We start from the raw sequence: 19,457 nt of genomic DNA on the forward strand, positions 1-19,457 counted from the left end.
GTTAGGCTCTTTTTTCTGTTCTGGTAAAACCTTCATGCATTGTCCTATATTGTTGAAAATACCCCTGGATTAAGATATGATTCAAAGTGGATAATTAGGATGGAGGTTCTTTCATGACGAATCGATATGCCGTCGTACTGGCAGCTGGACAAGGGACACGTATGAAATCGAAACTGTACAAGGTTCTGCACCCTGTATGTGGGAAACCGATGGTTCAGCATGTCGTCGACCAGTTGAATACATTAGATCTAAGTGAATTGATTACAGTTGTAGGATTTGGAGCGGAAAAAGTTCAGGAACAGCTTGGTTCGGACAGTCATTATGTCGTCCAGAAAGAACAGCTGGGCACAGGCCACGCCGTTCAACAGGCCGATGACATCCTTGCTGATAAAGAAGGAACGACTGTTGTCGTCTGTGGTGATACGCCTCTATTGACAGCTGAAACCCTTCAGAAACTTCTCGATCATCACGAAGCGCAGAACGCAAAAGCCACCATTTTAACGGCTCACGCGGATGACCCTCATGGATATGGACGGGTCATCCGTGGCGGAAACGGCCAGGTGGAACGTATTGTTGAGCAGAAGGATGCATCAGAAGATGAACAGGCGATTCAGGAAATCAATACAGGAACGTACTGCTTTGATAATGCTCTGCTTTTTGACGCACTGAAAAATGTTTCCAATGACAACGTCCAGGGAGAGTATTACCTTCCGGATGTAGTTGAAATTCTTAAAGACCGCGGAGAAACAATCAGTGCCTATCAGACACCGGAATTCTCTGAATCACTCGGAGTCAACGACCGTGTAGCTCTGGCAAAAGCAGAAAAATTAATGAAAGCACGCATTAACGAGAAACATATGAGAAATGGTGTCAGCTTGATCGATCCGGATCAGACGTATATCGGTCCGGATGTCACCATCGGACAGGATGTCACCATCTATCCGGGGACCGTCATTGAAGGAACGACAACGATTGAAAATGATGCTGTCGTCGGTCCTCATACGACAATCAGCAGCTGTCACGTCGGAGCGGAAACGACGATCAAGCAGAGTGCGGCTTCAGACAGCCGGATTGGAAACCGTGTGCAGATCGGGCCGTTCGCCCATATCCGACCGCAGTCTGATCTCGGCAATGATGTAAAAGTCGGTAATTTTGTTGAAGTGAAAAAAGCCTCCTTCGGAGATGGAAGCAAAGCCTCCCACCTCAGCTACATCGGAGATGCAGAAGTGGGAAGCGATGTGAACATCGGCTGCGGTACAATTACTGTCAACTACGATGGTCAGAACAAGCATTTGACGACAATCGAAGATGATGCCTTCATCGGATGCAACTCCAATCTGATTGCACCGGTGACGGTCGGCCGTGGATCCTACGTGGCGGCCGGATCCACCATCAATCAGGACGTCCCGTCAGAGGCACTGTCTATTGCCCGTTCAAGACAGACGAACAAAGAGGGCTATGCTAATAAAATGAAATCGATCAAAAAAGATTAACGGAGGGTAACATCCATGCCAACTGGATATAAAGATTCAAAACTGAAAGTATTCTCGCTTAACTCGAACCCGGGCCTTGCGAAGGAAATAGCGGACAACATTGGAGTGGAACTTGGGAAATGTACAGTTACAAGCTTCAGTGACGGAGAGATTCAAATCAATATCGAAGAAAGTATCCGCGGCTGCGATGTCTATATCGTCCAATCGACCTGCGAGCCTGTCAACCAGCACATCATGGAACTGTTGATTATGATCGATGCTCTGAAGCGTGCATCTGCCCGTACTATCAATGTCGTTATGCCTTACTACGGTTATGCCCGTCAGGATCGTAAGGCCCGTGCCCGTGAGCCGATTACGGCCAAATTGATTGCCGATCTGCTTGAAACAGCCGGAGCTTCCCGTGTCCTGATGCTGGATCTGCACGCACCGCAGATCCAAGGGTTCTTCAACCTGCCGATCGATCACCTTGTCGGAGTCCCTATTCTTTCTGATTACTTTGAAGAGAAGAATTTTGATGATGTCGTCATCGTATCCCCGGACCACGGTGGTGTAACCCGTGCCCGTAAAATGGCCGACCGTCTGAAGGCTCCGATTGCGATTATCGATAAACGCCGTCCAAGACCGAACGTCGCGGAAGTGATGAACATTGTCGGAAACATCGAAGGAAAGACGGCCATTCTGATCGATGACATCATCGATACAGCGGGGACCATCACCCTCGCTGCCAATGCGCTCGTGGAAAACGGAGCGACAGAGGTTTACGCGTGCTGTACGCACCCTGTCCTATCCGGACCTGCGATTGACCGGATTGAGAACTCTAAAATTAAAGAATTGGTCGTGACCAATACCATCCCGCTCGGCGAAGAAAAAGCGAGCGATAAGATTACGGAACTTTCCGTAGCCGGCTTGATCAGTGAAGCGATCATCCGTGTCCACGAACGCCAGTCCATCAGCATACTATTCGATTAATTTACGAAAATACGTTTAGCTCTTTGTTTTAATGGGAAACTTTTATTAATGATTGGTAAATTAATGGAGGTTGATTATTTTGGCTATTACGTTGAAAGCGAAACAAAGACAAAATCTCAAACAATCCGTCACGCGTGAACTGCGCCAGGAGGGAAGTATCCCAAGTGTTGTTTACGGAAATGACAAAGAACCGATCACGGTTGCTGTTAACAGCATAGAGTTACTTAAAACTGTTCGTGATGAAGGGAAGAACGCAATCATTTCCCTGAATATCGAAGGTAAAGATACAGTTGATGTGATGCTGCATGACTATCAGGTGGATCCTTTGAAAGATGAATTGATCCATGCCGACTTTTATGTCGTGAACATGTCCCAGGAGATGGATGTGGAAGTACCGGTTCGTCTGGAAGGAGAAGCCGCCGGCAGCAAAGAGGGCGGTGTCGTTCAGCAGCCGCTTTATGACCTTGCCGTTCGTGCAAAACCTGCGGATATTCCGGAAGAAATCGTCGTGGATATCTCTGAATTGAACATCGGTGACAGCGTGATGGTAAGTGATCTGAAATCTTCCCGTAATTATGAAATTACAGAAGATGACAATACGACCATTGTTTCCGTAACACCACCGGAAGAAATGCCGGAGGAAGAACCGGAACCATTGGATGTTGATGCAGATCCAGAAGCGTCCGAAGAGAAATTCGAGGACGAAAAAGCTGGAACGGATGAAGCGAAACAGTAAAACAGGATCCCATGGATCAAGGGGCGCGGCCATAGAGGCCCGCCCCTTTTCTGTGTTTAGGAACGATGGAAAAGGGGATGGTAGGAATACATCGGCCTTTCCAGCGTGTTTTGACATTATTTTTGATTCAGCTTTGCTATAATAGATGGTAATAGAGAAAAAGGGAGTTCATTATGAAATGTATTGTTGGTCTCGGCAACCCGGGAAAGAAGTATGACCGGACCCGTCACAATGCCGGGTTTATGGTGCTTGATGAATGGGCGGAACGCAACAACTGGTCATTCAGTCAAAAGAAATTCAATGGCTTATATACAATGGAGCGTATGGATGGCGAAAAAGTGGTGCTTCTGAAGCCACAGACTTATATGAATTTGTCAGGAGAGTCGCTGAGACCGCTGATGGATTATTATAATCTGGATGTGGAGGATATCCTTGTCGTCTACGATGACCTTGATCTTCCCCCTGGCAAAATCCGCCTGCGCAAAAAAGGCGGCCACGGAGGTCACAACGGCATCCGCAGTATCATCGACCATCTCGGAACGAAGGAGTTCAAACGGCTTCGTGTCGGCGTAGGACGTCCGGAAGGCTCCAAAACCGTCATCGATCATGTTCTCGGAACGTTCACAAAAGAAGAGGTCCCTCACGTTGAAGACAGTATCGATTACGCTGTGAAGGCGTGCGAGGCATGGGTCGGTCAGACCTTTGACGAAGTGATGAATACGTACAATATGAAATGACACCTGTTTACTTCTGAGTTCGTATAACGGACCACAAGGACGGTAACACTATCTACCATCACCCCTTCAAGGAGGATGGACATGAAAATACGATACTTCTGCCGTCATTGTGAGAATCAGGTTGGAGAATTAGATGCAGCACACGTGGATGTTTCTCAACTAGGGTTTGATCTGTTGAATGATCAGGATCAGGAACAGATGGTTCATATGACCGCTGATGGCGGTATGAATATACGGACGATCTGTGACTCGTGTAAAGAATCATTGGACGAACATCCACATTACCATGAACTGGACCATTTTATTCAGTAAATCCCGACCCCCAGCTTCTGCTGGGGGAAAAGGTGGTGGAGGAATTCGTTATGCAAGGGATAAAGGATTATTTACATCCAAAGGAAGATGTACAGTCCGTGATTGAAGGCTTTCAATCCGGAATGAAAGAACAAATGGTGGCCGGTCTTTCCGGAGCCTCCAGGAGCCTGATGATTTCTCTTCTTCAGCAATCCCTGGATCGTCCGGTTATTCTTGTCACCCATCAACTGATACAAGCACAGCAGCTGTATGACGACATGCAGGAGCTTGCAGATCCTGATCAGGTTCATCTGTATCCAGTCAATGAACTGATTGCATCGGAAATCGCTGTGGCGAGTCCTGAACTCCGCAGTCAGAGGATCGAAGCGCTCAGCCAGTGGCTGAATCAGGAAAAAGGTGTATTGATCGCACCTGTAGCTGCTTTGAAACGTATGATGCCGCCGCAATCCTATTGGGAGCGTAACCTGCTCCCTTTTCGTGTTGGGGAAGAAATCAACCTGGAGGATTACCTGGAACGGTTTATCAGCATGGGGTATGAGCGTACGGAAATGGTGGCGACCCCGGGGGAGTTCTCGCTTCGTGGGGGAATTCTGGATGTGTATCCGTTAACGGCAGAGTTTCCGTACCGGATCGAATTGTTTGATACAGAGGTGGATTCTATTCGTACCTTTGATTCAGAAACCCAGCGCTCCCATCAAAAGGTGGAGGCTGTCACCATCGGCCCGGCAACAGAACTGCTGTTAACGTCCGAGGACTTTACAAGAGCCCACCATCGTCTGGAAAACGCGCTGGCTCATTCATTGAAGAAGCTGACGAAGACCGAATCCAAGGAGACGCTGAGCCGGGTCATTGATCATGATCTGGAGCGTCTGAAACACCACGAACGATTCCAGGAAATGTATAAATACATTGAAATGTTCTATGAGGAGCCTGTCAGTCTACTAGACTACTTGTCTAAGGACGGACTTATCGTTTTAGATGAGATGAGCCGGATCCAGGAAACCGCCCACCGTCTTGATCAGGAAGAGGGTGAATGGCTGCAGAGCATGCTCGAGGCGAATCAGTCGGTCCGCGATCTTCACTTATCCTTTGACTGGCAGGATACGTGGAATAAAATGGAGCACCCCCGTCTTTATTTATCTGTTTTTATGCGTCATATTGCCAATACCCAGCCTCAGAACATCGTCAATATTTCCAGTCGGCAGATGCAGCAGTTCCACGGCCAAATGAATTTATTGAAAAATGAGATGGACCGCTGGGAGAAGCAGGATTACTCTGTCGTGATTCTCGCACCGGATGAGAACCGTCAGGAGAAGATCCAGGGAGTCCTGGCGGATTATGACATTGAAGCTGTTCCTGCTAAAGGGGAACCGGAACTCCCACTTGTGAAACCGACGATTGTCATCGGCAACATCAGCAGCGGTTTTGAATGGCCGATGCACAAGGTGGCCGTCCTGACAGAAAAGGAATTGTTCAAAAAGCGGACGGCCAAGCCGAAACGCAGACAGAAAATGTCCAACGCCGAACGGATCAAAAACTATCAGGAGCTTAAAGTCGGCGATTATATTGTGCACGCCAGTCACGGGATCGGGAAGTACCTCGGAATTGAAACGCTGAAAATGGGAGGAAGTCATAAGGACTTCCTGATGGTGAATTATTCGGGGAATGACAAACTGTATGTCCCGATCGATCAGATCGATATGATCCAGAAATATGTCGGTTCTGAAGGCAAGGAACCGAAAGTGTATAAACTGGGCGGCAGTGAATGGAAAAAAGTCAAAAGCCGTGTGCAGTCCTCTGTTGAAGATATTGCTGATGACTTGATCGAACTGTATGCCGAGCGTGAAGCATCCAAAGGGCATGCCTTTCAGGAAGACGGCGAAATGCAGCGTGAATTTGAAGCAGCTTTCCCGTATGAGGAAACCGAGGATCAGCTCCGCTGTATCGAAGAGATCAAGGCAGACATGGAACAGATCCGTCCGATGGACCGGCTGCTCTGCGGGGACGTCGGCTACGGGAAAACCGAAGTGGCGATCCGCGCCGCCTTCAAAGCGATTGCAGAAGGCAAACAGGTGGCTCTGCTCGTTCCGACGACGATTCTTGCGCAGCAGCATTATGAGACGCTTCAGGAGCGCTTTCAGGGCTTCGGAGTCAATGTAGGCCTTATGAGCCGCTTCCGTACGAAAAAGCAGCAGAAGGAGACGACAGACCGGTTGAGAAAAGGACTGGTTGACGTCGTCGTCGGTACCCACCGGGTTCTTTCCAAGGACGTCGAGTTCAAGGACCTTGGTCTCTTAATTGTGGATGAAGAGCAGCGTTTCGGAGTGAAGCATAAAGAGAAAATCAAACAGTTGAAGAACAATGTCGACGTTTTGACCCTTACAGCGACGCCGATCCCACGAACCCTGCACATGTCGATGCTCGGCGTTCGTGATTTGTCCGTAATTGAAACGCCGCCGGCCAACCGATTCCCGATCCAGACGTACGTACTGGAATACAACCCGATCTTCCTGAGGGAAGCAGTGGAACGGGAGATGGCAAGGGACGGTCAGGTGTTCTTCCTGTTCAACCGGGTGGAGAATATTGAACGGATGGCGCAGGAGATTGCTGAACTTGTCCCGGAAGCACGGGTGAGCTTTGCTCATGGGCAGATGAATGAAACTGAGCTTGAGAACGTTATGTTCTCCTTCCTCGGCGGAGAGTCCGACGTGCTTGTCAGTACGACAATCATTGAAACAGGGGTGGACATTCCAAACGTGAACACCTTGATTGTCTATGATGCGGACCGGATGGGTCTCAGCCAGCTGTATCAGCTGCGTGGACGTGTCGGACGTTCCAACCGTGTAGCCTACGCGTACTTTACGTATCAGAAGGACAAAGTGCTCACAGAAGTAGCGGAGAAAAGGCTCCAGGCGATCAAGGAATTCACCGAGCTTGGATCCGGGTTCAAGATTGCCATGCGTGACTTGTCCATCCGTGGAGCCGGTAACCTGCTCGGCTCCCAGCAGCACGGGTATATCGATTCGGTCGGGTTTGATATGTATTCCCAAATGCTGAAAGATGCGATCGAGGCGAAGCGTCAAGGCAAAAAGCCGGAAGAAGTCCAGCCTTTCCAGCCGGAGCTTGACTTGAGCGTGGATGCCTATATTCCGGATGATTACATCGCTGATGAAAAACAGAAAATCGACATGTACAAATTGTTCCAGGCGGTGGAGTCTGTCGAGGATATTCAGGATCTCAGGGATGAACTGATCGACAGGTTCGGGGACTACCCGGGAGAAGTGGAAAATCTCTTCCGCGTCTCCAGCATCAAGCTGCAGGCGAAGCGGGCCAGGATTGAATCCGTCGCAGAGAAGAAGAAGAAAATCGAAATGGTGATGGAAGCGGAACAGAGCCGTGACATCGATGGTTCCAAATTGTTCGACTTTGCCAACTCTTATGGAAGGATGGTTCAGCTCGGCACCGAGGACAGCCAGCTGAAGGTGACCTTCACGTGGGACCGCAAACAGGAATTCGACCGCTACAGGCTTGTGGAAGAATTCATCGGCCGTCTCCCGGAGATGATGAGAGAAACGACAACAGCCTGATAATAATCACCCTGTGGCTGCAGGGTGATCCGGCCTGGAGAGAAACCCCGTGTTTTTCTCCAGGCTTTTTTCATGCCTCCAGATGTATCGATCATTCCTTATCCGCGGACGAGCGTCCATGTTTGAAGCTGACTCCTGCCAAGTTGAAAAACAGAGGGGTTCTATCCTGCTTGAGGATAGGTTTACATTATTTATGAAAAAAACCAGACCAAGGGTGTATAGGTTTTTATTGCTGACCCATACTATCGTTAATCACCCGCTTGTTCTGCTTGCTCTTCAACAGGAGAAGGAAAGGTAGTCATCACAGAAAAGGAGGCAGCATAAAAGAATGAAAGCAACTGGTATTGTACGTCGTATTGATGATCTAGGCCGTGTTGTTATTCCGAAAGAAATCCGCCGCACCCTCAGAATCCGTGAAGGAGATCCTCTGGAAATATTCGTGGACAGAGAAGGGGAAGTCATTCTGAAGAAATATTCCCCGATCAGTGAACTGGGTGATTTTGCGAAGGAATATGCGGAAGCCTTAAGTGAGTCCCTGGAATCCCCTGTTCTTATATGTGACCGGGACGAGTATATTGCTGTGGCTGGTGGAGGCAAAAAAGAATACATGAACCGGTCGATCGGGTCAAAAGTGGAGGAAGTCATGGACTCGCGGTCCATGGCTTCTGAAAAGCATCCGGATCCAGTGGAATTCGTCCGCGGGCAGGAAGAAGACGTCATTTCCTATCTTATTCATCCTATCATCGCCCAGGGAGATCCTATTGGCTGTGTGATTGCGTTCAATAAAGAAGGAGCACCTCTTGAAAGCGACGCAGATAAGGCGGTCCAGACGGCAGCAAGTTTTCTCGCCAAACAGATGGAATAACACGAAGGTCAGGCCGATGGTCTGGCCTTTTCCTATGATATAATGGAAGTTCTGAACACATACATATGAGGAGAACGTTCCAAAATGACTCGAACATCTACACCATCTATTTTAAAAGGCGCCTTCATTCTTTCTATGGCTGGTTTGATCAGCAAAATCATTAGTGCCGGCTACCGGGTGCCTCTGCAGAATCTGACCGGGGATCTTGGTTTTTACGTATATCAGCAGGTCTATCCGATTCTCGGAATGGCCCTGGTGCTGGCCTTGTACGGTTTCCCCGGTGCGATTTCAAAATTCATATCCGACCGGGACCACAACAGCAGTCCGGCGTCCCTTCCATCTTTTTACCTGCCTGTATTCCTTCTGCTTACCGCCTTTAGTTTGGTCATCGTGGCTGCGGGCTGGATGCAGGCTCCCCGGCTGGCCCGGTGGATGGACGATCCACATCTGACCCAGGCCGTCCGCACATCTTTTTGTGTCTTTTTGTTTATTCCTGTGATTTCTGTTCTCCGAGGCGTTTTTCAGGGAAAAAATGATATGACTCCGACCGCTGTATCCCAGATCGTGGAGCAGGTCTTCCGAGTAGCTGTTATTATCACCACGGCTCTTGTGGTTTCCCGAAGCGGGGATTTGTACCACATCGGAACCGGAGCGGCCTATGGAAGTATGGCAGGAGCGGCAGCAGCTTCTCTTGTACTTTTCCTTTGGATGGTTAAAAAACGGGGGATATGGACTTTTCAGCGCTCTCCTGTCCGGGCTTCCTTCAGCAGACACATCCTGCTTTACGGAGTATTGATTTCCTTTAACTATATGCTGCTGTTGTCCCTGCAGCTCGTCGATGCCTTTACTCTTGTTCCGCAGTTGGTCCAGAACGGGTACCATCCGGAAGAGGCGAAGGTTGTCAAAGGGATTTATGACCGGGGGCAGCCATTGATTCAATTGGGAACGATCCTGGCTTCTTCCCTTGCTCTTGCTTTGATTCCTTCTGTGACACGTCGGCGGATGGACGAGAATCCGGAGCTGGTCCGGTCTTCGATTACGAGTGCCGGAAAAATCACACTTTACATAGCCACCGGAGCCGCCGCCGGGTTGATCTTCCTTTTTCCTGACGTGAACGAGGTATTTTTCCAGGATGCTGCCGGGAGCGGTTATTTACGTATCCTGATGCTCGTTATCATTGCCAGTTCACTGTCCATTACGACCGCTTCTGTCCTGCAGGGACTCGGCCGGATTCGTCACACAGCTGTTCTTGTCATAGCCGGGATCGGTGTGAAGGGGGCAGCTAATTTTCTATGGATCTCATCAGCCGGTATCTACGGAGCTTCTCTTGCTTCGTTAACCGCTGTTACTTTTGTTTTGTTTGGAAATATCGTAATCTTAAGGAAAGATCTTTCATTATGGAGATGGCGGTGTCTTCCGTGGGGCTCCCTGGTCTCTGCCGTGGCAGGAATGTCTGCAGCATTGTACATAAGCAGAGGAGTAATCAAAGCTTTATTCGCCCTGGATGACCGGCTGCCTCTTCTTCTTTATATTCTGACTCTTTCAGTCGGGGGAGCTGTAGTCTTCGGACTGATTCTGATCAGGACCGGCGGTTTTACAAGACAGGAGATAGAAGCTCTTCCCTCGAGTAACCGGCTGATTCCATTATTACCGAAAGGATGAAAACGATGCAGACGATTAAAATTTTCGGACTGGGCGCCTCCGGGCTGGACCAGCTTCCGCTTGGTGTTTACAGGCAGCTGACGCAGGCCGGTGCCCGGCTCACTGCAAGGACACTGGATCATCCTGTCGTAACAGAGCTCCTTCAGGAAGGGCTCTCGATCGAAAGCTTTGATGAAGTGTATGAGGAGCACGAAAGCTTCGGCAGCGTATATGAAGAAATCACCAGCCGTCTTCTGGAGCGTCCGGAAGACGAGATTTTCTATCTTGTGCCCGGCCACCCGATGATGGCGGAAAAAACGGTGCAGCTTCTTTTAGAAAAGGAAAAAGAAGGGGAAATAAACGTAGAGATTGAGGGAGGGCAGAGCTTCCTGGATGCCACCTTCACCACCCTCGGCATCGACCCGATTGAAGGTTTCCAGCTCGTCGATGCGACCGATATCAAGCGCGAGCAGCTGATGTATACAAGCCATCTGATTTTATGTCAGGTCTATGATGCGATGACCGCATCTGAAGTGAAGCTGACGCTGCTTGAGGATCTTCCAGCTGCGCATCCGGTAACCATTGTCACAGCAGCAGGGGGAAGCGGCGAGCTTGTCCGTACGGTTCCTTTAGAAGAGCTCGACAGGAGTGTGGAGGTCGACAACCTGACAAGTGTCTATGTCCCTCCTTTGCAAAAGTCCCTTCTCAATCACCAGTTTTTCCGGCTGAGGGAAGTGATCCGGATTCTCCGGAGCCCGGAAGGATGTCCATGGGACAGGAAGCAGACCCACGAGTCCCTGCGGAAGTATCTGATCGAGGAAACCTACGAGTTCATCGACGCCGTCAACCAGGAGGACGATGATCAAATGGTGGAAGAGCTCGGGGATGTGCTTCTGCAGGTGATGCTGCACAGTCAAATCGGTGAAGATGAAGGATATTTTACCATTGATGACGTAATAGTATCGATAACGGATAAAATGATCCGCCGCCATCCGCACGTCTTCGGGGAAGTTCAGGCAGACACGACGGATGAAGTGCTGACGAACTGGGACGCGATCAAACAGCAGGAAAAGGGAAACAAATCCCCCCGCCTTTTGGACTCCGTACCGGAAAGTTTCCCAGCTCTCCTGCAGGCGGAGGAACTGCAGAAAAAGGCGGCCAAGGTCGGCTTTGACTGGGAGGATGTTGCCCCTGTTTTAGAGAAAGTGGAGGAAGAGTGGCAGGAGTTTCAAGAAGCGCTAACCTCCGGGGACCGGGAGGAAATGGAGAAGGAGTTCGGGGATTGGTTGTTTGCCATTGCCAACCTTGCCCGCCATTACCGCCTGAACAGTGAAAATGCCCTGCAGCGGACCAACCGTAAGTTCCGGATGAGGTTGTCGTCCATGGAAGAATCGGTGGAGCGCAGCGGCAGGAAACTGGAGGATTACGAGTTGGATGCTTTAGAAGAGTTATGGGTACAAGCGAAAGCCAAACATAAAGGAGCGGAATAAAGCATGCGTTTAGATAAATTTCTAAAAATCTCGCGGTTAATTAAGCGTCGGACGCTGGCTAAGGAAGTAGCCGATCAGGGACGGATCAGCATCAACGGCGCGCAGAGCAAGGCGGCCAGTAACGTAGCCGTCGGCGATGAGCTGACGATTCAGTTCGGCCAGAAGGTACTGACCATTGAAATTAAGGATTTGAGAGAGAACGTCAACAAAAATGAAGCAGCTTCCTTATATGAAATCAAAAAGGAAGAACCTGTGAATCAAGATTAATCTGATGAACCACCTCCCCGGGGGAGGCAGGCGGACTGTCGAGGGCATTCTCGACAGTCTTTTTTACGTGTGAGCCCTTTCGATCAGAGAGGCAGGCTCCAAGTCATAATCCTTCTCTTTTTTTCATAGTTTGTACAAGAGAAGGAGGCTGTTAAGATGGAGAGCTATGAGAAAAACCACGGGAGTAGGACTCAGCAGCAGGTCGATCATCATGTAAAGGTTATGAACCGGAGAAATATTGAAATATCAGGCGTCAAAGAAGTGGACAGCTTCGATAGTGAAGAGTTTCTACTGCAGACGAATATGGGGTATCTCGTCATCCGCGGCCAGAACCTGCAGATGAAAAACCTGGACCTTGATTCCGGGGTGGTTTCCATAAAAGGAAAAATGCATGAAATGACTTATTTGGACGAGCACCAGGGGGAGAAAGCTAAAGGTTTGTTTAGCAAGCTGTTCAAATGACCCTCACGACGCAGTTTATGACGATCCTGTCCATGATCGGGGGAGGGATGTTCGTGGGAGCATCCCTGGACACATTCGAACGTTTTTTTCATAAGCGCAATAAACAAAGCTGGCTTGAGCTCCTGTATCAGCTTGGTTTCTGGCTGGTTCAGGCGGCCTTTCTTTTTTACCTGCTTTATCTTGTGAATTACGGTGAGCTCCGGGTGTATGTATTTGTAGCGGTCGTATGTGGGTTCGCCGCTTATCGTGCATTATTTCAGAGCCTCTACTTACGTTCGCTTGAGCTTTGGATAAAGATCTGCACGGCTGTTCTCACCTTTTTGAAAAAAACGGTGTATTATCTTGTATACATCCCTGCGAAATCCATCATTTTCCTTATTATTTCTTTACTTCTTGGCGTTTATAAGATACTTTTAAAGGGTATCATTATATTGTTTATTGTCGCTTTTTATCCAATCAAACTGCTTTTTCGATTGATTTGGCGTTTCCTGCCGAAAAACATGAAAATTTACTTAAGTGAATCAGCAGGGTTTTTGGAAAAGATGAAGAATATAATGGTCAGTTGGGTAAAACGATTCAAAAAGTAAAGGAGGACGAACTTACATGGCAAAGAGACAGCAGGAGTCGGTGGCACGTCTGGATTCTACATACATGCAGCATTATGATGCCTATATGGACAGACATCAGCGGAAGAAAAAGCGCCTGATACGCCGTCTCGCAATGTTTGCCCTGTTAGTGTCGATCGTAGCTGGATCCATGGTGTTTTACCATGTGAAACAGCAGTCACTTTATGCACAGAAACATGAGGAATTCGAACAGTTGAAACAGGATATGAGTGTTTTGGAAAAAGAGGAGAAGGATTTGAAGGAGGAAATTGACCTTCTGAATGATGAGGAGTACGTTCTCCAAATCGCCAGGACCAATTATTTCTTCTCTAAAGAAGGCGAAATTATCTTTAAAATGCCTGATGAGGATCCATCTTATTGACACTCTTTTCAAAGCTTATATATAATATATAAGAAGATATATTCTTATCGAAATTTTAAGGAGGAGCATTTTTTTTATGTCAATTGAAGTAGGCAGCAAGCTGCAGGGTAAAGTAACGGGAATCACTAATTTCGGAGCGTTCGTCGAGCTTCCGGATGGCAAGACGGGTCTGGTTCACATTAGCGAAGTTGCCGACAACTACGTAAAAGACATTAATGAGCACCTGAGTCAGGGAGACCAGGTGGAAGTAAAGGTTATTAATGTCGGAGATGATGGAAAGATCGGTCTTTCCATTAAGAAAGCGAAAGAGAACCAAAACCGTCGTCCGCCAAAACCTCGTAAGCCGGCTGAATCATTCGAACAGAAGATGAACCGTTTTATCAAGGATAGCGACGAACGTTTAGCATCACTGAAGAAGCACACGGAGTCCAAACGTGGAGGTCGAGGTGCTAAAAGAGGATAGCTTGCTGTCTAGGACAATGAGTAAAAGGTGCGCATCTTTTATATAAAAGGAACCCATCCAAATGTGGATGGGTTCCTTTTTTTATTTTTCTAGGGCAGGAGCCGTTTACAGGGTTGAAATGATGGAATCAGTATGAATATATTATTTCATAATAATTTGTATATGAAATAATAATCTCAAAATGTGGAGGGTTTTGTTTTGAATAACCAGAAAGAGCAGCCGGACCATAAAAGGATGCGGCAGTCAGCCGAAGCCTATGCGAGAGCTGAAAAGGTCATCCCCGGCGGTGTGACCGCGAATATCAAATATTTCGAACCACACCCCATATTTATGAAAAAGGCCTCAGGCAGCCATCTGTATGATGCTGACGGCAATCATTATGTGGATTACCTTCTTTTCTATGAGGCGCTGATTCACGGGCATGGCCATCTTTCCATCAAAAAGGCTGTCATCCGGAATATGGAGGAGGATGGAACGACGATTTACGGGACACCTCACGAACGGGAGGTTGAGATGGCGGAACGGCTTTGTTCGTTATATCCAGGCATGGAACGGGTCCGGTATACCAACTCAGGACTGGAAGCCACGCTGCTCGCACTGAGAGTCGCTAAAGCCTATACGGGCCGGCCGAAAATGGCAAAGTTTGAAGGGCATTATCATGGAGGATATGATCAAGTATTATGGAGTATCCATCCGGAGGAGAAGGAAGCAGGAGATGCGGAAGAGCCGAATCCGGTTCCCGAATCGAGTGGTCTTCCAGAGTATTATCAGGATCATACCATCATTCTTCCGTTTAATGACTTGGAATCGACAGAACGAATCCTGCGCCGGCATGCCGGGGAGATTTCTGCGCTTATGATGGAGCCTGTTCAGGGTGGGTACATACCGGCGGATCCGTCATTCATGGACGGCGTGCGCCGCGTGACGAAAGAGCTTGGCATTCTGCTGATTATGGACGAAGTGAAAACAGGCTTCCGCTTATCTCTCGGAGGGGCTCAGAAAACGTATGGCATCACCCCTGACTTGACGGCACTCGGAAAAGTGCTGGGCGGAGGTTTCCCTGTCGGGGCCCTCGGAGGAGCAGAGCACGTCATGGAGGTCCTGAATCCGAAGCGGAGTTATGATGTAATGTCCGGCAGTTCGTCCAATCAGCCGCGTGCTCTGTTCCACAGCGGTACCTACAATGGTCATCCGACCGTGCTGGCTGCCGGGATGGCTGCCGGGATGGCGACGATCGATCTGCTTCAGCAGAGGGACGTCATGGAAAACCTGATGACCAAGACGCACAAACTGCGCAAGCACCTGGAAGACTTGTATAAGGCTATGGGAATACCAATGAAAACGGTAGGGACAGGGAGTATTTTTAATGTGATGATGACAGACGGGGATATCCGTAACTACCGTGATCTTCAACATGTGGACATGACGTTCAGGAAGCGCGTAGATGAGAGGCTGCTTCAGCTCGGTGTGTATACGAAACCGCTCAACCGTTACTCGATGTCAACGGTGCATACGGAAGCAGACATACAGTTTACTGTAGATGCGCACGAAAAAGCGGTGAAGAATGTGAAAGGGTGACAGCTGCTGTGAAGAATGAACCGAATGTATATGAGACGATCCACCGGTCTCTTCCGGAGATGAGCCGCTCCCACAAAAAAGTGGCGGCCATTCTGCTGGACCGGCCGGATGAAGTTGTTTTCCTGAATGTCAGCCGGCTGGCTGCTATGGCCGGGGTGAGTGACGCGACAATCACACGGTTCGCCGTTTCTCTTGGCTTCCGGGGGTTTGCAGAATTCCAGGAGGCCATCCAATCATCCTTAAAACAGCAATGGAAAACGAGTGAACGGCTGATAAAGACAACGAACCCTTCTCCTTCATTTGAATCTGTGCTCAAAGAAGACATCCGGGAAATGGAAGAGACGATGAACAGGCTGGATGAAAAGGAGCTGATGAAAGCGGTCCATGCTTTATGGCAGGCTGATAAAATATGGATTGCTGCGAACCGGAGTGCAGAAGCATTAGGGGGATTCCTTCATTACTATTTGGAAAAGGTGGTGGATGATGTCCGCATGATCCACTCCGTGGAGAGGGATGCGGACCTTCTGGCACGTCTGGGAAAACAGGATGTGGTGATTGGGATCAGTTTTCCACGGTACAGCAAAAGCACCGTCGACATCCTTGCCTACGCTTATGAGGAGGGTGTGGAAACAGTGGCACTTACAGACACCCTTTCCTCCCCTCTTTCCGCTTATGCGGATACGGTTCTCACAGCAAAGAGCCGGATGCATTCTTATATTGATACGTTTACAGCACCGCTCAGCGTCATTCAGGCACTGCTCGTACAGATCGGGAGGGAAAAAGAAGAAGAAACAGAAAAGCGTCTCGAGCATCTGGAATCGATCTGGGAGAAATTCGATGTGTTTTATTGAGGACCTGCAAAGAAAAAGGACATAGAAAAAACGCCTTCCAATTTGGAAGGCGTTTTTCTGGACAAGAATGTTTCCGATGACCCGTACGGGATTCGAACCCGTGATACCGCCGTGAAAGGGCGGTGTCTTAACCACTTGACCAACGGGCCAATATATCGTTTTTGAAAAAATAGTAGCGGCGGAGGGGATCGAACCCCCGACCTCACGGGTATGAACCGTACGCTCTAGCCAGCTGAGCTACACCGCCATGTGTTTGAAGTGATGTTGTCTCGCAACGTCACAAAAAATATAGTACACCATGATAGAAAAAGAGTCAACAACCAATAAAAAAATCAGACAACTCTGTTTATTTCGCTAGGGAAAGAAGGGGGTTTTTGGGAGGGGGTGGAAGTGCCCGGCATACATTTTGTAGAATCTGATGCGGCTTCTGAGAAAAGCATCGAAGTTTTTGTTTCTGCTCTCTTGTTGTTTTGACAAAATGCTTCTTCTTCATGTGGTTTAATAGGTTTCACAAAGAAGGAGTGATAAACATGTTAGAAACAGTTTCGAAGCAGGAAAATCGTCCATCAGCCGTCCGAGGTTCAAGAATGGTTCAAGGCTTCCAAAGAGCTTCTTTCCGCACAGTTTCGTTTATGGCCGACAAAGGAGTCTTCCACATGGTCCTCGCCCTGCTGCTTGGACGAGCTATCATTCTATCATCCATGGCCCCTTTCGGTGTCGCTTTCCTGTCGGTGATCTGGTGGATGAAACGTCCGCTCGTCATCCCCGTAACGATCATGATGGCAGCAGGGGCATCTACATACAGCTACGCGCATGCGGGGTTTATTGTAGGGGCGTCGACGGCTTTTTTGCTCTTAAGCCTGGGGCTGCGCAAAACAAGTCACCCCCAGAAGTGGCTCCCGGCTTTGGCATTAATGGCAAGCTTGATTCCCCGCACCGTCAGCCTCGCTTTACTGGACCGCTGGCAGCTCTATGAAATTACATTGATGGCTGCCGAAGGAATACTGAGTTTCATCCTTGTCCTTATCTTTATGCAGAGCATCCCGATTTTAACACCTCAGAGGTTTCAGCCTACGTTGAAAAATGAAGAGATTGTCTGCCTCATTATATTACTCGCTTCCGTTTTGACAGGATTGATCGGGTGGCAGATCCAGGGCGTAGCCGTCGTGGATGTATTTGCCCGGTACCTTGTCATTCTGCTTGCCTATATTGCCGGCGCTGCCATCGGTTCAACCGTTGGAGTCGTCACAGGACTGGTACTGAGCTTATCGAATATGGATCATATCTATCAAATGAGTCTGCTGGCTTTTTCCGGCCTGCTTGGCGGGCTCTTGAAGGAGGGGAAAAAAGCAGGAGTCAGTGCCGGTCTGGTGGTCGGCACCCTTTTAATCGGTTTTTATATGGGCAGTGACACAGAACTGCCGGCTTCCTTATGGGCAACGGCCTGGGCTGTGGCGTTGTTTGTTCTCACGCCGAACTCCTGGGTGAAACAATTGTCCAAGTATGTTCCGGGCACAGATGAACATTTTTCGGAACAGCAGAAATACTTACAAAAAGTCCGGGATGTCACGGCTGTGAGGGTCGGGAAGTTCTCGGACGTTTTTCAGGCTTTATCAAGAAGTTTCACATATTTAGAGTCTCCAAAGGAGGAAAGCGGTGAAGCGGAGGAGATCGATTACTTCTTGAGCCATGTCACAGAAAAGACCTGTCAGTCCTGTTTCATGAAGGAAAAGTGCTGGGTGCGGAACTTTGATGACACCCATAATTTGATGACGGATTTGATGCATGAACTGGATGAGAAAGGAGAGGCGGGCAGGGGCCTGCGGAAAAGTGTGGACCAGCACTGCGTGAAGCCGCAGAAGCTGATCGATACGATGAATCACGAGTTGTCTTTTTATCATGCCAACCGGCAGTTGAAACGGCAGGTGCTGGAGAGCCGGCGCTTTGTGGCGGAACAGCTGCAGGGGGTTTCGGAGGTGATGGATAATTTCGCTCAGGAGATTGTGAAAGAACGCGAGCACCACGAAAAAAAGGAGCATGTCATTTATCGTGCTCTTGAACGAATGGGGATGGTGATCCAGAAACTCGAAATCTATTCATTGGATGAAGGGAACATGGACCTTGAACTGATTGTAGAAATTGATAATTACCGCGGAGAAGGAGCGAAAATTATTGCGCCGGTATTGTCCGACATTCTGGGGGAGACGATTGTCGTAACGATGGAGGAAATCTCTCCTTATCCGCAGGGCAGGTGTTACCTTTCGTTTGGCTCTGCCAAACATTACGCCATCGAATCCGGAGTGGCGCATGCAGCCAAAGGAGGCGGGTTTGTATCCGGAGACAGTTTTACGATGATGGAACTGGGCAGAGGGAAATATGCCCTGGCGATCAGTGATGGAATGGGTAACGGGGAACGTGCTCATGAAGAAAGTATGGAAACGCTGCGTCTGCTCAAGCAGATCTTACAGTCCGGCATCCAGGAATCAGCAGCGATCCAATCGATTAACTCCATCCTGTCGCTTCGTACGAATGATGAAATTTTTTCAACGTTGGATTTAGCTGTGATTGATCTGCATCAGGCGACATCCAAGTTCATTAAAGTCGGGAGCACCCCGAGTTTTATAAAAAGAGGAGATAAAATCCACACCGTTGAAGCCGGGAATCTGCCGATGGGCATTATCCCGGACGTGGATGTAGACGTAAGGAGTGAACAGCTGAAAGCCGGGGACTTCCTCATCATGATGAGCGACGGCATACTGGAAGCGCCGCGTCAGATTGAAAACGTGGAAATGTGGATCAAACGGAAGATCCGCGAAATATCGAGTCAGGATCCACAGGTGATGGCTGATCTGCTCCTGGAAGAAGTGATCCGTACCCATTCGGGTGACATTGTCGATGATATGACGATCATCGTCGCGAGAATCGATCATTATCTGCCGGAGTGGGCGTCCATTCCCTCAGAGAAAAAAGAGGCCTGACCGCGTATAGAACCCCTCCTTTTCGGCGAAGATGGAAGCAA

17 protein-coding genes and 2 tRNA genes are annotated in these 19,457 nt (G+C 48.8%); 17 read left to right on the top strand and 2 right to left on the bottom strand.

Annotation, left to right across the window (positions count from 1 at the left end; translation table 11 throughout):
* Nucleotides 1–113 precede the first annotated feature (113 nt).
* The 16 genes from glmU (at nucleotide 114) to ACXAD6_RS18870 (ending at nucleotide 16,438) form a co-directional block, all read left to right on the top strand.
* The gene (gene glmU / locus ACXAD6_RS18795) at nucleotides 114–1,493 is read left to right on the top strand and encodes a bifunctional UDP-N-acetylglucosamine diphosphorylase/glucosamine-1-phosphate N-acetyltransferase GlmU (RefSeq protein WP_474970201.1); all 1,380 of its coding nucleotides are present in this window, start codon (nucleotides 114–116) and stop codon (nucleotides 1,491–1,493) included.
* A gap of 15 nt (nucleotides 1,494–1,508) precedes the next feature.
* Complete coding sequence (locus ACXAD6_RS18800) at nucleotides 1,509–2,462, top strand: ribose-phosphate diphosphokinase (protein ID WP_206936280.1); 954 nt, start codon at nucleotides 1,509–1,511, stop codon at nucleotides 2,460–2,462.
* A 79-nt stretch (nucleotides 2,463–2,541) separates the two neighbouring features.
* Nucleotides 2,542–3,198: a 50S ribosomal protein L25/general stress protein Ctc gene (locus tag ACXAD6_RS18805; protein WP_474970202.1), complete on the top strand. Its 657-nt coding sequence runs from the start codon at nucleotides 2,542–2,544 to the stop codon at nucleotides 3,196–3,198.
* 173 nt (nucleotides 3,199–3,371) lie between these two features.
* Nucleotides 3,372–3,935 (top strand): aminoacyl-tRNA hydrolase, encoded by a 564-nt coding sequence (gene pth / locus ACXAD6_RS18810; RefSeq protein ID WP_474970203.1) that lies wholly within the window; start codon nucleotides 3,372–3,374, stop codon nucleotides 3,933–3,935.
* 81 nt (nucleotides 3,936–4,016) lie between these two features.
* Entirely contained in the window at nucleotides 4,017–4,247 is a 231-nt protein-coding gene (locus tag ACXAD6_RS18815) for an anti-sigma-F factor Fin family protein (RefSeq protein ID WP_027953479.1), read from the top strand.
* A 50-nt stretch (nucleotides 4,248–4,297) separates the two neighbouring features.
* Nucleotides 4,298–7,834, top strand: a complete 3,537-nt coding sequence (mfd, locus tag ACXAD6_RS18820; RefSeq protein ID WP_474970204.1) for a transcription-repair coupling factor — start codon at nucleotides 4,298–4,300, stop codon at nucleotides 7,832–7,834.
* Between the two features lie 328 nt (nucleotides 7,835–8,162).
* The gene (spoVT, locus tag ACXAD6_RS18825) at nucleotides 8,163–8,699 is read left to right on the top strand and encodes a stage V sporulation protein T (RefSeq protein ID WP_474970205.1); all 537 of its coding nucleotides are present in this window, start codon (nucleotides 8,163–8,165) and stop codon (nucleotides 8,697–8,699) included.
* 84 nt (nucleotides 8,700–8,783) lie between these two features.
* On the top strand, nucleotides 8,784–10,361 hold the full coding sequence (locus ACXAD6_RS18830; protein ID WP_474970206.1) for a putative polysaccharide biosynthesis protein: 1,578 nt from the start codon (nucleotides 8,784–8,786) through the stop codon (nucleotides 10,359–10,361).
* Between the two features lie 5 nt (nucleotides 10,362–10,366).
* The gene (gene yabN / locus ACXAD6_RS18835) at nucleotides 10,367–11,830 is read left to right on the top strand and encodes a bifunctional methyltransferase/pyrophosphohydrolase YabN (protein WP_474970463.1); all 1,464 of its coding nucleotides are present in this window, start codon (nucleotides 10,367–10,369) and stop codon (nucleotides 11,828–11,830) included.
* Nucleotides 11,831–11,833: 3 nt separating this feature from the next.
* Nucleotides 11,834–12,097: an RNA-binding S4 domain-containing protein gene (locus tag ACXAD6_RS18840; RefSeq protein ID WP_027953474.1), complete on the top strand. Its 264-nt coding sequence runs from the start codon at nucleotides 11,834–11,836 to the stop codon at nucleotides 12,095–12,097.
* 156 nt (nucleotides 12,098–12,253) lie between these two features.
* The gene (yabP, locus tag ACXAD6_RS18845; RefSeq protein ID WP_474970207.1) at nucleotides 12,254–12,559 is read left to right on the top strand and encodes a sporulation protein YabP; all 306 of its coding nucleotides are present in this window, start codon (nucleotides 12,254–12,256) and stop codon (nucleotides 12,557–12,559) included.
* Entirely contained in the window at nucleotides 12,556–13,146 is a 591-nt protein-coding gene (gene yabQ, locus ACXAD6_RS18850) for a spore cortex biosynthesis protein YabQ (protein ID WP_474970208.1), read from the top strand. The genes yabP and yabQ overlap by 4 nt, the downstream gene beginning before the upstream one ends.
* 16 nt (nucleotides 13,147–13,162) lie before the next feature.
* Nucleotides 13,163–13,546, top strand: coding sequence for an FtsB family cell division protein (locus tag ACXAD6_RS18855; protein ID WP_281659560.1), 384 nt, complete (start codon nucleotides 13,163–13,165; stop codon nucleotides 13,544–13,546).
* 76 nt (nucleotides 13,547–13,622) lie between these two features.
* Nucleotides 13,623–14,009, top strand: a complete 387-nt coding sequence (locus ACXAD6_RS18860; RefSeq protein ID WP_027953470.1) for a S1 domain-containing RNA-binding protein — start codon at nucleotides 13,623–13,625, stop codon at nucleotides 14,007–14,009.
* Nucleotides 14,010–14,207: 198 nt separating this feature from the next.
* Nucleotides 14,208–15,587 (top strand): aspartate aminotransferase family protein, encoded by a 1,380-nt coding sequence (locus ACXAD6_RS18865; RefSeq protein ID WP_474970209.1) that lies wholly within the window; start codon nucleotides 14,208–14,210, stop codon nucleotides 15,585–15,587.
* A gap of 8 nt (nucleotides 15,588–15,595) precedes the next feature.
* Nucleotides 15,596–16,438, top strand: coding sequence for a MurR/RpiR family transcriptional regulator (locus tag ACXAD6_RS18870; RefSeq protein WP_474970210.1), 843 nt, complete (start codon nucleotides 15,596–15,598; stop codon nucleotides 16,436–16,438).
* Between the two features lie 77 nt (nucleotides 16,439–16,515).
* Here ACXAD6_RS18870 and ACXAD6_RS18875 read toward each other — a convergent pair.
* Together ACXAD6_RS18875 and ACXAD6_RS18880 are read right to left on the bottom strand one after the other, a co-directional pair.
* Nucleotides 16,516–16,587 (bottom strand) — tRNA-Glu (locus tag ACXAD6_RS18875).
* Between the two features lie 24 nt (nucleotides 16,588–16,611).
* A tRNA-Met gene (locus ACXAD6_RS18880) sits at nucleotides 16,612–16,685 on the bottom strand.
* A gap of 283 nt (nucleotides 16,686–16,968) precedes the next feature.
* On the opposite strand from ACXAD6_RS18880, the gene spoIIE reads away from it, so the two are divergent.
* Complete coding sequence (spoIIE, locus tag ACXAD6_RS18885) at nucleotides 16,969–19,416, top strand: stage II sporulation protein E (RefSeq protein ID WP_474970211.1); 2,448 nt, start codon at nucleotides 16,969–16,971, stop codon at nucleotides 19,414–19,416.
* The last annotated feature ends 41 nt before the right edge of the window (nucleotides 19,417–19,457 follow it).

The organism is Halobacillus sp. ABH2_015, assembly GCF_056158945.1.

Bases quoted from the DNA above. Each gene is read 5' to 3' on its own strand.
- glmU (WP_474970201.1), top strand. From the start codon at position 114: ATGACGAATCGATATGCCGTCGTACTGGCAGCTGGACAAGGGACACGT.
- ACXAD6_RS18800 (WP_206936280.1), top strand. From the start codon at position 1,509: ATGCCAACTGGATATAAAGATTCAAAACTGAAAGTATTCTCGCTTAAC.
- pth (WP_474970203.1), top strand. From the start codon at position 3,372: ATGAAATGTATTGTTGGTCTCGGCAACCCGGGAAAGAAGTATGACCGG.
- ACXAD6_RS18815 (WP_027953479.1), top strand. From the start codon at position 4,017: ATGAAAATACGATACTTCTGCCGTCATTGTGAGAATCAGGTTGGAGAA.
- mfd (WP_474970204.1), top strand. From the start codon at position 4,298: ATGCAAGGGATAAAGGATTATTTACATCCAAAGGAAGATGTACAGTCC.
- spoVT (WP_474970205.1), top strand. From the start codon at position 8,163: ATGAAAGCAACTGGTATTGTACGTCGTATTGATGATCTAGGCCGTGTT.
- ACXAD6_RS18830 (WP_474970206.1), top strand. From the start codon at position 8,784: ATGACTCGAACATCTACACCATCTATTTTAAAAGGCGCCTTCATTCTT.
- yabN (WP_474970463.1), top strand. From the start codon at position 10,367: ATGCAGACGATTAAAATTTTCGGACTGGGCGCCTCCGGGCTGGACCAG.
- ACXAD6_RS18840 (WP_027953474.1), top strand. From the start codon at position 11,834: ATGCGTTTAGATAAATTTCTAAAAATCTCGCGGTTAATTAAGCGTCGG.
- yabP (WP_474970207.1), top strand. From the start codon at position 12,254: ATGGAGAGCTATGAGAAAAACCACGGGAGTAGGACTCAGCAGCAGGTC.
- yabQ (WP_474970208.1), top strand. From the start codon at position 12,556: ATGACCCTCACGACGCAGTTTATGACGATCCTGTCCATGATCGGGGGA.
- ACXAD6_RS18855 (WP_281659560.1), top strand. From the start codon at position 13,163: ATGGCAAAGAGACAGCAGGAGTCGGTGGCACGTCTGGATTCTACATAC.
- ACXAD6_RS18860 (WP_027953470.1), top strand. From the start codon at position 13,623: ATGTCAATTGAAGTAGGCAGCAAGCTGCAGGGTAAAGTAACGGGAATC.
- spoIIE (WP_474970211.1), top strand. From the start codon at position 16,969: ATGTTAGAAACAGTTTCGAAGCAGGAAAATCGTCCATCAGCCGTCCGA.